Origin of the sequence: Evansella sp. AB-rgal1 (genome assembly GCF_041820985.1) — a bacterium.
Lineage (GTDB): Bacteria > Bacillota > Bacilli > Bacillales > Salisediminibacteriaceae > Evansella.
The window spans coordinates 100,130-112,958 of record NZ_JBGUAU010000004.1; the positions used below are offsets into that span (position 1 = coordinate 100,130).

The window sequence follows — 12,829 nt, forward strand, 5'->3', positions numbered from 1 at the left end:
TTTACAATGTACAAAATCATACTCCAAAAATTGTTACAAGCATTCATTACGTTATTTTGTGCAACGCTTGTTCTATTTATATTAACCCATTTAGCTCCTGGCGATCCTGTTAAATTGCGTTTAGGATTGCCAACAGAGGTTGCCATGAGCAATACAAAGGTCTATGAGGATAGAGTCAATGAATTACGTTCGCAATTGGGACTGGATCAAACTATTTTCGTACAATATGTGAGATGGGTCAAACAGTTACTTCGTTTTGAATTGGGCAACTCTATCCATACAGGAAGATCAGTAAGTTCAGAAATTGCTGCAAGACTCCCTGCAACGATCCTGCTTTCCATTCCTGCATTGCTTATTCAAATAGTGCTTGGACTACTTTTTGGTACGATCTCTGCGCTTAAAGCAGGAAAAACGTACGATAGTGTAATTAGAATCATTTGCGTTTCTTTAGCATCTACTCCAGCTTTTGTTTTAGGATTATTTTTATTATGGCTTTTTGCCGTGACTTTTAATGTGTATGAAATCAGTAGTGAGGCTAGCTTAAAAAGGATGTGGCTTCCTTCCATATTATTAGGGCTGTTAGCTGCACCACAGTTAATAAGGATAGTTAGGGCAAACATGCTTTCTGAATTTGGTCAAATCTATGTGCTTGCTGCACTATCAAGAGGTTTTGGAACAAAACGGGTAGTCAAGCACGCATTGCGAAATGCTCTACTTCCAGTCATAACAGTAGTAGCCATTTCTTTTACGACATTGATAAGCGGTGCAGTAGTAATTGAAAGTATTTTTTCTTGGCCAGGCATTGGGAAATACGCTCTTGATAGTGTGATACTACATGATTATCCAGTTATCCAAGGTTATGCCTTTATAATGGTAACATTGGTGATCTTCATCAATCTGTTTGTTGATTTAGTTTATTTTCTCATTGATCCTAGAATCCGTCGTAAAGGGGAAACCGGAATTGAAGATTATGCATAATTCCAAATACCCGATAAGTCTTGTTTGTGGTATTCTATTACTTTTTTGGATTGCTATTCTTATAATGGGAGCACCTTTCTTAACTCCTTTTGATCCACTGGAACAAAACTCGTCACTTCGTCTAGAAAAACCGAGTTTGACACATCCTTTGGGAACCGACCGATATGGAAGAGATGTGCTATCACGAACACTTCATGGAGGGAGAACTACATTAATATCATCGGTTTTAGCTCTTAGTTCTACACTATTTATTGGTCTTATTGTAGGTTTAGTTGCTGGAATGTATCATCGCTCGATCATCGATACCATTCTCATGAGAGTCATTGATGTACTTTTAGCCTTTCCTTTCATGGTGCTAGCTATGGTTATAGCAACTCTATTTGGCACAAGTTTTATTCATCTCCTTATTGCGGTCGTATCAGTATGGTGGATATCATTTGCTCGTTTAACAAGAAGTGTGGTCTTACAAGCGAAAAATGACACATCGATTGCTGCAGCAACTGTACTTGGGGCCAAAAGATATGTGATCATGTTTCAAGAATTACTTCCTAAAGCGGTTGGTCCAGTGCTCGTTTTGGCAACATTTGAGTTAGGTAGTTTAATTCTATCGATCTCAGCCCTTTCGTTTTTAGGTTTAGGCTCACAACCTCCGACTCCTGAATGGGGGAGCATGTTAGCTGATGGACGAGATCACTTTTTCCAAGCTCCGCATATTTTATTAGGACCAACTCTGTTTATCATGCTCACTGTATTAGCATTTAATTTAATTGGTGAGGGACTTAGGGATTGGTTTGACCCAAATGAAATAACAAAATTTTAGGAGAGTATAACATGGTAAAAAGAGAGCGAGAACGATGATTCTGCAAGTGGAAAATTTACATGTTAGCTACAGAAAAAACTTTCATTCGAGCGAGATACTGAACAATATCTCTTTTGAATTAAAAAAAGGGGAAATCCTTGCTCTATTAGGAGAAAGTGGTTCGGGAAAATCAACGCTTGCAAAGGCACTTACTGGATTACTTCCCCCTTCGGCTCATATAGGCAGTGGTACCTTGCATATTGGTTCTACGCTTGTTAAAGACCTTGGAAGCACATCGATTCAATGGGATAAAATCCGGGGAAGGATGCTCAGCATGATCTTTCAGGATGCACAACAAGCATTTAATCCTCTCCTAACAATGAAAGAAAATTTTAAAGAAATTCTTCTCTATCATGGAATTGCGTCTTCTGCTGAAGTAATCCCAGTAAGTACAAGGTTACTACGTATGCTCAATTTTCAAGACGTAAATAGTATCTTACATTCTTATCCATTTCAACTAAGTGGAGGTATGTGTCAGCGCATTTGTCTTGCTTTGAGTCTGTGTCTTAAACCAACAGTACTTATAGCGGATGAACCAACTTCTGCTTTAGATACTATCAATCAAATAGAAGTGCTTAATTTAATGAAAAAAATGCAGAAGGAATTTGACCTAACCGTTCTTCTGATTACTCATGATATAGCTGTTGCCAATGCAATTAGTGACCGAGTTATTGTCTTAAATAAGGGCGTTATTGTAGAGGAAGGTGATACGAATACGGTACTTACTAATCCTAAAGCCCCGTATACTCGCAAATTATTATTATCCCGCTCTCTTATCGCAAAAGGTTCCAGAGATAGTGAACATTTGCAAAGTAATGTACCAATCCTTGAAATTATCCAACTCGAAAAGACATTCTCTCACAAGAAGCGTGTATTGCAAGAGGTAAACCTTACCTTACATAAACAGGAGATCATAGGGATTATAGGACAAAGCGGTTGTGGGAAATCAACGTTAGCTAAGTGTATTACGGGCCTAGAAGCCCCTAGCCGAGGACGTATTTTGTATCGTGGTACTGATATTAGTCGTTTACAAGGCAAGGAAAAGCGTGAAGTTTGTAAACATATTCAATTGGTTTTTCAAGATGCTAGAGCAAGCCTAAACCCTCGGCGTACTGCTTTAGAATTAGTGCAAGAACCACTTCGTTACTTAAAAATAGGGAAGAAAAACGAGAAAAAAGTTATCGCCGAATATTATCTTAATGAAGTTGGGCTCCATACGGAGTTACACAATAGAAGACCTCCTCAATTAAGTACGGGTCAATGTCAACGTATTGCTATTGCTAGAGCGTTGGTGTTAAAACCGGAAATTCTTATTTGTGACGAAGCAGTATCTGCATTAGATATGAGAGTTCAATCACAGATATTATTGCTATTACAACGTTTGCACAAACAATTTGAGTTTTCTATTCTTATAATCTCACATGATATTAGAGTTGTTCGTAGTTTTTGTCATAAAATTGCAGTAATGAAAGATGGGAGTTTTTGTGAAATAAGAAATGCAGGATCCTTACTTGATAAAACTAAACAGTCTTATACACAAATATTGCTTAAAAGTGCAAATGAGATCGAAGGAAACCTTACATTATTGGAGGAGGTTGAGGACGATGATTACAAGTATTCTTGAGACTATTGGTAATACACCACTCATAACAATACCAAATAGTAACAAAGCGAATGAAGGACAAGTGCTGTTTAAATATGAAAGGTACAATCCCGGTGGAAGTATTAAGGATCGTGCTGCAATTTATATTATAGAAGAGGCTGAGAAAAGGGGATTACTTAAACCTGGTGGCACTCTCATTGAGTCTTCAAGTGGCAACTTTGGCATTTCGCTTGCAATGATTGGTGCTGCTAAAGGCTATCATGTAATTGTACTCGTTGATCCTAAAACGACAAGTGCTAATTTGGCTCTCTTAAAATGTTTTGGAGCAGAAGTTATCGTTGTAACGGAACAAGATGATTGTGGTAGTTATCATAAAACAAGGATCTCACTTGCAAACAAACTGGCCAAGGAGATTAAAAACTCTTTTCGTCCTGACCAGTGCTTTAATCTTCTTAATAGTGAAGCGCATTATAAAAGTACAGCCAAGGAAATTATGGATAATTGTCCAAAAAAATTAACAACCTTCATTACAGCTGTTAGTACTGGCGGACAATTGGGCGGTATTTCAAAATATTTAAAAACCTTTGCACCAGAAGTCCAAATCATCGGAGTGGATGCTGAAGGCTCTGTAATCTTTGGAGGAAATGCAGATTCTTATCGAATCCCTGGGATAGGTCTTGGTTGGACACCAGTTAATCTGAACATGGAGTATATCGATTGTGCTTATAAGATTTCTGATGAGCAGGCATTTATTACAGCTCGAGCGTTTGCTCGAAATGAAGGTATACTTATGGGCCCCTCAAGTGGAGCTTGCGCATTAGTTGCTCTTAAAGTTGCTCAACATCTTACACCAGAAGATCGCATTGTCTGTATGATTTCTGATGGTGGAGAACGGTATATTCAAACCCTATTTAATGATGAATGGATGGAACAACAAGGTTTTGTAACAAAGGTTGATAGGGAAGCGATACGGACTATGGCACAGCAATTGCAACCTTGGAGTCGCCACCCTGCTGCTAGTGCAAATTATAGAACAGACTTAATGGATAGCTTAGAAGTTCCGGATTCTACAATACAGTTGAATTCAGAAGTGCGTAACTAAGGGTATGAAGGTAGTTCCATCTATATTGATTAAACTTTAAATTTCTTTGTTATAGTTAGTAGAAATGGTGGTTCTGTTGTTATAAAAATACTTGCTATACTCATATTGTAGAATTCATTTTGACTTTTTTTTTCAAAATGAATTCTTTTTATTGTTCTATAAAAGAAGTTATTAGTTTGTTGTGTTTTTTTGAAGATAGGTGAATAGCATAGAAGCTTCTTTCAACAGGTAACTCCGCAATAATACAAATTTTTTTATATGTTAAAGCTTTTTTAGCAGCGATGTCGGATACGATGGAATATCCTAGTCCACCTTCTACCATTGCAATTGCTCCCTCTGTGTTAGGAACAGTAGCAATACAATTCAAATCATCTATAGAGTAACCCAATAATTGAAAGCCTTTTTGAGCTGCTTTCCATGTGCCTGATTGCTTACTTCGAAAGATGAAAGGTTCTTCTCTAAGCTCGTCTAAACTTACGATTGCTTCACTTTCTGTTGGTCCTATTACGACAAGCTTGTCTTTTGCAATAAATTGATTTGTTATTTGACTATTATGAACTTCACTTCCAACAAAACCTACATCTAATTTTTCCTCCATAATTTGTTGCACTACCTCTTCGGATTCAGTAATGGAGAGTTGAATTTCCACTCGTGGAAATGCATGTAAGAAGTTTTTCGCGATACTAGGAACAAAGTATGTTCCAGGAATAGAACTAGCGCCAACCCTAAGTTGACCGGATAGTTCATTATGAAAATTGCGACATTCCTCAACTAGTTCCTCCCATGATTCTAGAAATTGTTTTCCTTTCCGATAAACAATACGACCAGCTTCTGTAGGTTCAAAGGAGTCTCGATGTAAGAGAGGAACACCTAGCGTTTTCTCTAAACTTTTTATTTGCTTACTAACAGCAGGTTGAGAAATCTCTAAGATTTCCGCAACGCTAGAAAAACTTTTATTATCAATTACCATCATAAATGCTTTGATTTTTTTTATATCCATACTATCCCTCAATCCCTTATGTTACATAATAGTTTACGGTAAAAAGGGTACAAAGGAAAGGTGGATAACTTTTATTTATTACTGGCATAACCTTGTGTTATAGTTAGTAGACTGAAGTAATGGCTAAGTAAATAAAGAAGAGATAAGGGGAACGGATATGAAAATGGTTACTATTTTTATCATGACAATATGTTTACTTCTTGTTGGGTGTAGCGGCGAAGATACTTCAGCGAATCCTGATAATCAGGGAGTCTTAAAGGTAGCGGCTATCCCTGCACAAACTACCGGTGTGGTGGAAGAAGGATATAAAAAGTTGGAAGATGAGCTAGCTGAAAAGCTAAATAGAGAAGTGACTCTAGAAATATATCCAAATTATAACGCGGTTGTAGAGGCAATCAATTACAGCCATATTGATTTAGCTTTTCTTGGACCTACTACATACTTAATAGCTCATGAGCAAAGTGGAGCAGAAGCAATTCTCACCCCTTTAATAAATGGAGAACCATATTATTATTCTTACATTGTTACCCACATAGATAGTCCATGGGAAAACTTAGATGAATTATTGGAGGAAAGGGAGAAAGTAGACTTTGCTTTCGGAAGTATAAGTTCTACATCAGGTTCGATTATTCCATCATATGAGTTGGTACAAAGAGAAGTATTTGTATCTGAGGATGATCATGAATTCCAGTCTGTCGTATATACAGGATCTCATGATATAACAGCGCAGCAAGTTCAGAATAAGCTAGTAGATGCAGGGGCAATAGACAGTGCTATTTTCCATTCTTTAGTGGACAAAGGGGAAATAGATGAATCTCAATTTAACATTATATGGAAGTCTGAACAATTATACCAATATCCTTGGGTTGTTCCCGCGGGCACAGACGAGGAAACAATTTCTCAAATCCAAGAAGTATTTTTAAATATATCAGATGAAGAAATTTTAAATGTGTTTGGTGGAGCATCAGGGTTTGTCGTGGCTGAACCAGAAAACTACGCGAATGTACTCCATGCGATCTATGCTGTTCGTCCAGAAATGCTTAATCCTAAAGAAGACTAATAGGGGAAAAAATATGATTTGGTTTAAACCGAAATACGTGTTATATCTACTTGCTATTATTTTAATAACGTGGTGGAGTATGAATGTCACTGGAATTGATTTGAGAAACTTTGCTCAGATCGGTAATGCTATTGATTTCGTTATGAACCGATTTTTCCCTATAGAATGGTCCTTGTTCCCCAGGGTGCTTCAAGCAAGCTTTGTAACACTTGCAGTCGCTTTTTTAGGAGCGTTTATCGCGTTACTGCTTGCACTACCATTAAGCTTTATGGCTGCTCGAAATACGAGTAGTCATTCATTTTTCTATGGTTTTACAAGAATCTCTTTAAGTGGGTTACGATCTGTTCCGGAAATTGTATTTGGTATTATTTTTGTAGTAGCCCTTGGGTTAGGCCCATTTCCTGCAGTTCTTGCTATTATGTTACATAACATTGGGGTGCTAGGAAAACTTATTTCAGAACTAATTGAAGCGGCAGACCTTGGCCCACAAGAAGCAATGAAAACAGTCGGTGCCACAAGATGGGTGTCTGTTTTATTTTCTATTTTGCCGCAAATTTGGCCCAATGTACTGTCGCATTATTTCTATCGATTTGAAGTTGCCATACGTACATCTCTTATACTAGGATTTATCGGTGGTGGAGGGATAGGTCAATTATTGTTTAATCACTTTCATAGTTTTTACTATACAGCTGTTGCATTAGATATCTTGATGATCATGGCTTTGGTTATTGCCATTGATTTTATAGGAAGCTTTGTGAGGAAAAGAGTCATTTAAGGAGTGAAACCCATGATAGTATTGGAGGATGTTTCTGTTCAATATAAGGGAGTTGACGAAGACGCTATAAAAAGAGTTTCGATCACCATAACTGAAGGTGAATTTGTATGTGTTCTTGGGAAGAGTGGGGCAGGTAAATCTACCTTTCTACGTAGTTTAAATGGACTCCAATCGCTATCATCGGGAGAAATAATCGTTAACAATATAGCACTTAGTAACTTAAAAGAAAGGGAACTTCGGTTAATTCGTTGTAATATTGGAATGATCTTTCAACATTTCCATTTAATACCGAGACTAACTGTTTTACAAAATGCATTAACAGGCACATTTGGGAAACGGAAACCATGGAAAAACCTAATCGGTCTATTTTCAGCTGAAGAAAAACAAGTTGCGATGAATGCACTTAGAGCTGTAGAATTAGAAGATTTTTGGAACCGACGAGTGGAAGAATTAAGTGGAGGACAGAAACAAAGGGTAGGAATTGCTAGGACGTTGGTCCAAAATCCAAAAATTTTTCTAGGTGATGAACCAGTATCAAGTCTTGATCCAAGCACGGCAATTAAAATATTTAAGCTGTTAAAGCAAATTCATGAAGAAAAGAAATTAGTGACGATTATTAATGTTCATGATGTACAACTAGCAAAGCGCTTTGCCACTAGAATATTGGGTTTGAAAAATGGCGAATTAGTTTTTGATGGAACATCAGATGAAATGTCAGAGGATGTAATGAAACAAATATACGGAAGTGAATACGAAAAACAGCTATACTATTAAATTCATAATGCTATTAGATATATGATAATTTTTCCTTTTGGGATGATCAACAATCAATGTATATCAATCTCAAGAGATACCTCTGCTAGAGCGGTCATGTCAAAACGAGTGTTACATCGAAGAGAGACTTAAATAAGCGAAAAGGAAAAGTGTCCTTTAGACCTAACCTGTACAAGCTGTAGTTATACTCAGTCTGTACAGGTTTTTCGTCTTACTGGAGTTTTCCTGCTCCTATCCCTATACTAATCTTGATAGAATAATTTCGATTTAAGGGAGACTGCGCGGATGAAACTGTTAGTTGGAATAGAGCACGAATTACTTCGAAATGGCTTGATACAGTTATTAAAGGATGTAGAGCCTATAGAGTATATGACACTTGTTTCCTCCACTGAGGAGTTTATAGAGGCAGCACGTACCTATCATTTTGATATGGTCATTATCGATGTAAATATAAGAGGAGCTGGAGGGTGGAGAAGTATTGTTACGATTTTAGAATTATTCCCTCCTTCTGCAAAAAAACTCTTTATGTATAACGAGAAACAACGTGAGATAGAGGAGTTGTATAGAAGAAGAGAAATCGAGGGTCTCTTTTATGAAAAAGCTTCATTAGAACAGCTTATGGATTTTTTTCAGAGAATATTGGAAGGGGAGAGATTGTATTTATCATCAGATACTCAGAGTGGAAACTCCATAGAAGGAAGTCATGAAGGGTTTGATTTAACGAAGCGGGAGGAAGAGGTATTTTATATGAAGGTTCGTGGCTACACTGTGAAAGATACGGCAAAAATATTAAAAATATCTCCAAAGACGGTGGAAAATCATCGTAGGAATATAAGAAAGAAACTTCATATACAAACAAACAGTGAATGGTTTGTTTGGGGAAAGCGACTTGGTGCGCTGTAAAAAGAAAGTGTCATGAAATAGTCATGATGTTTGACTATATACGCCAGAAAAATCAATTACAATAACAGTAAGTTAACACTATGATTGTGGTGTTTATCTGTGGAGGAAGGTCTGGCTTTTGAGTGGAGGTAGAGAGAGATATGAAGCAATTAAAAGAGATTGCCCGTGCACAGCGTGGGAAAATGTATGCACTTGTTATGATTTCGATCTTATTAGGCGTGGTTATTGTTGCTCAAGCGTATTTCATCGTGGCAATAGTAGATTCTGTATTTCTTCAAAGAGAATCCTTTCAAGCAGTTCTACCATTATTAATTGGATTAATCGTTGTTCTTATTGGAAGGGCGGTGTTTTCCTATTTAAATGGACGTATTGGTGTAAACATGGCTGCCAAAGTGAAGAAGGACTTTCGTGAATCACTTCTTAGGAAGTATGCAAAAAATCCAATTCAGGCAGCTTTAAAAGGTCAATCAGGGGAGAAAGTTAGTATATTAATGGATGCGGTTGACGAAATAGATAGCTATTTTAGTAAATATTATCCACAAATAATTCAAACAAGTGTGGTTCCGCTTATTATACTAGTTACTGTTTTTTACTATAATTGGGTATCAGGTCTCATCATGCTGATCACTGCGCCTTTCATTCCTATCTTTATGATAATTATTGGAATGGCAACTCAAAAAAAGTCAGAGGAACAGCTAGAAAAGCTTGCTGCGTTTTCTGGTCAATTTCTAGATAAGTTACAAGGACTTGCGACGTTAAAATTATTTGGTCGCGCAAAAGAACAACGAGAAGTAATCCAAAAAAGTAGCCTAGAATATCGTGATGCAACCATGACGGTGTTAAAGACTGCATTTACCCAATCATTAATGCTTGAATTCATATCCATGCTCAGCATTGCACTAATCGCTTTAGAAGTTGGTTTAAGACTTGTGATTTATGAACAGCTCACCTTTTTCATTGCTTTCATCGTATTGGTGTTGGCACCTGAATTTTATAATTCACTGAAAGAATTAGGGAGTGCCTTTCATACAGGAAGAGGAAGTATGGGAGCGGCCAAGAAGGTGACAGAGGAATTAGAAGAAAAGGATAAGCCAATTTCATGGGGAGAACGCTCCTTAGTGAAACACCAACCGATCGCTATATCCCTACAAAATGTTAGTTTTAGTTATGAAAATAGTGGGTTCTCCTTACAAGAAATAAAGGGAGAGTTTCCTTCCACGAGAGAGGTTGCGATTATAGGTCGTAGTGGTTCAGGAAAAACAACATTACTTCATATTTTATCAGGTCTTTTGAACCCTTTGGATGGAGCTGTCTTAGTAAATGGGCATCCTCTCTTTGAATATAAGGAGAAGGATTGGTTTGACCAGTTAAGTTATATTTCACAAGATCCTTATTTGTTTGCGGGAACGATTCGAGACAACATTGCTATTGGTGGAACAGGAAACGAATCAGACCAGGAGATCGAACTAGCCGCAGAAAAAGCAGGAATTTCGGAAATGGTAAGGAATTTGGAAAAAGGTTTTAATACGGCTGTAGGAGAAGCGGGGCGAGGACTATCTGGAGGAGAGAAACAACGAATTGCCCTTGCTCGTGCTTTTTTAAAACAACCTTCCCTCATCTTGTTTGATGAACCTACTGTGGGTCTTGACTTAAAAACAGAACAAATATTACAACAATCTATGAAGGAACTTGCGAAAACATCAACTATTATCACAGTCGCCCATCGACTTCATACGATTAGAAAAGCAGATCAAATCCTTTTGCTAGAGAAAGGACAATTGCTAGCAACAGGTACGCATGAGGAACTTTTATCTACAAATCCACATTACCGAGAAATGGTTTCGGCTCAAGGAGGTGAAGCTCAATGAGAGAGTTAACTACCGTTATAAAACTTATCATGCTAGAGAGAAAAGATATCTTTCTCTCTATATTATTCGGGTTTCTCGCTGGGATGGGGGCTGTTAGTTTATTTGCAAACAGTGGGTATTTAATCTCCATGGCAGCTATAAATCCCCCATTGTATGTATTGACCACTAGTATCGCTCTGTTAAAATTATTTAGTGCAACAAGGGCAGCAAGTAAGTACGGGGAACGTTACTTTTCTCATCGAGCTACCTTTACCATGCTTAGTAATTTACGTGTCCACTTTTTTGAAAAATTGGAACCATTAGCTCCTAGAATATTTCATCGTTTTCGAAGTGGGGATCTTTTATCTAGAATCGTTGGGGATGTAGAAAGCTTGCAGAATTTTTTTCTGCGAGTGTATTATCCTCCTATCGTAATGATGATTGTATTTTTAAGTACCATCGCGTTTACTACGTTCTTTTCAGTCCATGTTGCGGTTACTCTCCTAGTAGGTCTTGTCCTCACAGGATTTGTCATTCCAGCATGGTTTGCGTTAAAACAATACAAGATCATGAGCCAACTTCGAGAAAAACGAGGAGTAGTCTCAACAGAAGCTACGGAATTTTTCTACGGATTTCGTGATCTGAAATTGTATCAGAAATTGGATACTCAAGAAAAAAATGTTCGAACGACAGCTGATCAATATGTGAAGGAGCAACGTCGTGACAGTATCCACGAGTTATACAGTACTTCTATCATTCAAATGATTTCCCTTTCAGTATCATGGTTTGTATTAGGTTTAGGTGCCTATTTAGTAGGCACAGGGGAATTAGAGGGAGTATTTCTTGCTATGCTCGTAATGATTTCCTTGACCGTCTTTGAAAATGCTACTCCGATGGCTATTTTTCCAGCGTATTATGAAGATAGCCGTAGAGCAGCCACCCGACTTTTTTCTGTTATCAACGATGAAAGTGAGAACAAGGGTGTAGTAGAGGAAGAGCTGTTGACAAAGGAATTACAGGAGAAGGACCCAATATCGATAAACATGAATAATATTTCCTTTTCTTACCCTGGAGAAGCTAGAAAAACCCTTTCCGAGATAAATATTGATATTCCATCAGGTACGAAAACTGCAATTGTAGGTCCTAGTGGATCTGGAAAGTCTACATTAATTCAACTTTTGTTAAAGTTTTATGATGAGTATGATGGTGATATCGTAGTTAATGGGTCGACGCTAGCTCAAGTGAGGAAAGAGTCAGTCTGGAAGGCAACGAACACTGTTTTACAAAGTAATCATTTCTTTTATGGTACAATTCGAGACAATTTACTTCTTGCAAGAGATACTGTAACGGATGAAGAAATGAAACAAGCATTAGAGATGGTAGACCTTAATGAGTTTTCCTTAGATGACAAGGTGATAGAAAAAGGGGGAAACTTGTCTGGAGGAGAAAAACAGAGATTAGCTATTGCAAGAGCCATATTAAAAGGATCTCGGCTTTGGTTATTGGATGAACCAACTTCATCTGTAGACTTTGTTACGGAGAAAAAGATTTATTCTCATCTTTTCGATTTAGGAAAAGAAGACACAGTCGTTCTTATTAGTCATCGATTGACAGGGTTAGAACAAATGGATCAAATCATTGTAATGGAACATGGCAGAGTGGTAGAAACGGGAACATATGATGAGTTAATGGAACGGAAAGGATACTTTTATCAACTGAAGGAAATAGAAAAGAGTGTATTGATGTAAGTAGCGGTTGAAAATGTAAGTAGAAAAGACCATCAAATTGGATTTTTGTGGTCTTTTTTTTATGCTGTTTGTGCGATTGAGCCGTGTTTCTGTGCGATACTCGGGATTTGTGTGCGAACGAACCGTGTTTCTGTGCGATACTCGTGATTTGTGTGCGAACGAACCGTGTTTCTGTGCGAT

Annotated in this window: 11 protein-coding genes; 10 read left to right on the forward strand and 1 reads right to left on the reverse strand. The window is 37.5% G+C overall.

Features of this window, described 5'->3' with window-relative positions; translation table 11 throughout:
- Nucleotides 1–6: 6 nt before the first annotated feature.
- From ACERII_RS04500 to ACERII_RS04515, 4 genes are read left to right on the forward strand one after another with little or no spacing between them, the layout of a single operon-like run.
- Nucleotides 7–978, forward strand: coding sequence for an ABC transporter permease (locus ACERII_RS04500; RefSeq protein ID WP_373640380.1), 972 nt, complete (start codon nucleotides 7–9; stop codon nucleotides 976–978).
- Entirely contained in the window at nucleotides 971–1,798 is an 828-nt protein-coding gene (locus ACERII_RS04505) for an ABC transporter permease (RefSeq protein WP_373640533.1), read from the forward strand. Before ACERII_RS04500 ends, ACERII_RS04505 begins: the two co-directional genes overlap by 8 nt.
- Nucleotides 1,799–1,832: 34 nt before the next feature.
- Complete coding sequence (locus ACERII_RS04510) at nucleotides 1,833–3,461, forward strand: ABC transporter ATP-binding protein (protein WP_373640381.1); 1,629 nt, start codon at nucleotides 1,833–1,835, stop codon at nucleotides 3,459–3,461.
- Nucleotides 3,442–4,542 (forward strand): cysteine synthase family protein, encoded by a 1,101-nt coding sequence (locus ACERII_RS04515; RefSeq protein ID WP_373640382.1) that lies wholly within the window; start codon nucleotides 3,442–3,444, stop codon nucleotides 4,540–4,542. Before ACERII_RS04510 ends, ACERII_RS04515 begins: the two co-directional genes overlap by 20 nt.
- A gap of 148 nt (nucleotides 4,543–4,690) precedes the next feature.
- On the opposite strand, the gene ACERII_RS04520 is transcribed toward ACERII_RS04515, so the two are convergent.
- The gene (locus ACERII_RS04520) at nucleotides 4,691–5,542 is read right to left on the reverse strand and encodes a selenium metabolism-associated LysR family transcriptional regulator (RefSeq protein WP_373640384.1); all 852 of its coding nucleotides are present in this window, start codon (nucleotides 5,540–5,542) and stop codon (nucleotides 4,691–4,693) included.
- Between the two features lie 157 nt (nucleotides 5,543–5,699).
- On the opposite strand from ACERII_RS04520, the gene phnD reads away from it, so the two are divergent.
- The 6 genes from phnD to cydC all read left to right on the forward strand — a co-directional run bounded on the left by phnD (nucleotide 5,700) and on the right by cydC (nucleotide 12,649).
- Nucleotides 5,700–6,602 carry a phosphate/phosphite/phosphonate ABC transporter substrate-binding protein gene (gene phnD / locus ACERII_RS04525; protein ID WP_373640386.1) on the forward strand — a complete coding sequence of 301 codons (903 nt, stop codon included), beginning with the start codon at nucleotides 5,700–5,702 and terminating at the stop codon, nucleotides 6,600–6,602.
- A gap of 13 nt (nucleotides 6,603–6,615) precedes the next feature.
- Nucleotides 6,616–7,377: a phosphonate ABC transporter, permease protein PhnE gene (gene phnE / locus ACERII_RS04530; RefSeq protein ID WP_373640387.1), complete on the forward strand. Its 762-nt coding sequence runs from the start codon at nucleotides 6,616–6,618 to the stop codon at nucleotides 7,375–7,377.
- A gap of 12 nt (nucleotides 7,378–7,389) precedes the next feature.
- The gene (phnC, locus tag ACERII_RS04535; protein WP_373640389.1) at nucleotides 7,390–8,151 is read left to right on the forward strand and encodes a phosphonate ABC transporter ATP-binding protein; all 762 of its coding nucleotides are present in this window, start codon (nucleotides 7,390–7,392) and stop codon (nucleotides 8,149–8,151) included.
- 285 nt (nucleotides 8,152–8,436) lie between these two features.
- On the forward strand, nucleotides 8,437–9,054 hold the full coding sequence (locus ACERII_RS04540) for a response regulator transcription factor (protein ID WP_373640390.1): 618 nt from the start codon (nucleotides 8,437–8,439) through the stop codon (nucleotides 9,052–9,054).
- Between the two features lie 140 nt (nucleotides 9,055–9,194).
- Nucleotides 9,195–10,922 carry a thiol reductant ABC exporter subunit CydD gene (cydD, locus tag ACERII_RS04545; protein WP_373640391.1) on the forward strand — a complete coding sequence of 576 codons (1,728 nt, stop codon included), beginning with the start codon at nucleotides 9,195–9,197 and terminating at the stop codon, nucleotides 10,920–10,922.
- Entirely contained in the window at nucleotides 10,919–12,649 is a 1,731-nt protein-coding gene (gene cydC / locus ACERII_RS04550; protein ID WP_373640392.1) for a thiol reductant ABC exporter subunit CydC, read from the forward strand. Before cydD ends, cydC begins: the two co-directional genes overlap by 4 nt.
- Nucleotides 12,650–12,829 lie beyond the last annotated feature (180 nt).

What these genes read in the sequence shown, in the direction of transcription:
- ACERII_RS04500 (WP_373640380.1), top strand. Translation starts at nt 7, where the DNA reads ATGTACAAAATCATACTCCAAAAATTGTTACAAGCATTCATTACGTTA.
- ACERII_RS04505 (WP_373640533.1), top strand. Translation starts at nt 971, where the DNA reads ATGCATAATTCCAAATACCCGATAAGTCTTGTTTGTGGTATTCTATTA.
- ACERII_RS04510 (WP_373640381.1), top strand. Translation starts at nt 1,833, where the DNA reads ATGATTCTGCAAGTGGAAAATTTACATGTTAGCTACAGAAAAAACTTT.
- ACERII_RS04515 (WP_373640382.1), top strand. Translation starts at nt 3,442, where the DNA reads ATGATTACAAGTATTCTTGAGACTATTGGTAATACACCACTCATAACA.
- ACERII_RS04520 (WP_373640384.1), bottom strand. Translation starts at nt 5,542, where the DNA reads ATGGATATAAAAAAAATCAAAGCATTTATGATGGTAATTGATAATAAA.
- phnD (WP_373640386.1), top strand. Translation starts at nt 5,700, where the DNA reads ATGAAAATGGTTACTATTTTTATCATGACAATATGTTTACTTCTTGTT.
- phnE (WP_373640387.1), top strand. Translation starts at nt 6,616, where the DNA reads ATGATTTGGTTTAAACCGAAATACGTGTTATATCTACTTGCTATTATT.
- phnC (WP_373640389.1), top strand. Translation starts at nt 7,390, where the DNA reads ATGATAGTATTGGAGGATGTTTCTGTTCAATATAAGGGAGTTGACGAA.
- ACERII_RS04540 (WP_373640390.1), top strand. Translation starts at nt 8,437, where the DNA reads ATGAAACTGTTAGTTGGAATAGAGCACGAATTACTTCGAAATGGCTTG.
- cydD (WP_373640391.1), top strand. Translation starts at nt 9,195, where the DNA reads ATGAAGCAATTAAAAGAGATTGCCCGTGCACAGCGTGGGAAAATGTAT.
- cydC (WP_373640392.1), top strand. Translation starts at nt 10,919, where the DNA reads ATGAGAGAGTTAACTACCGTTATAAAACTTATCATGCTAGAGAGAAAA.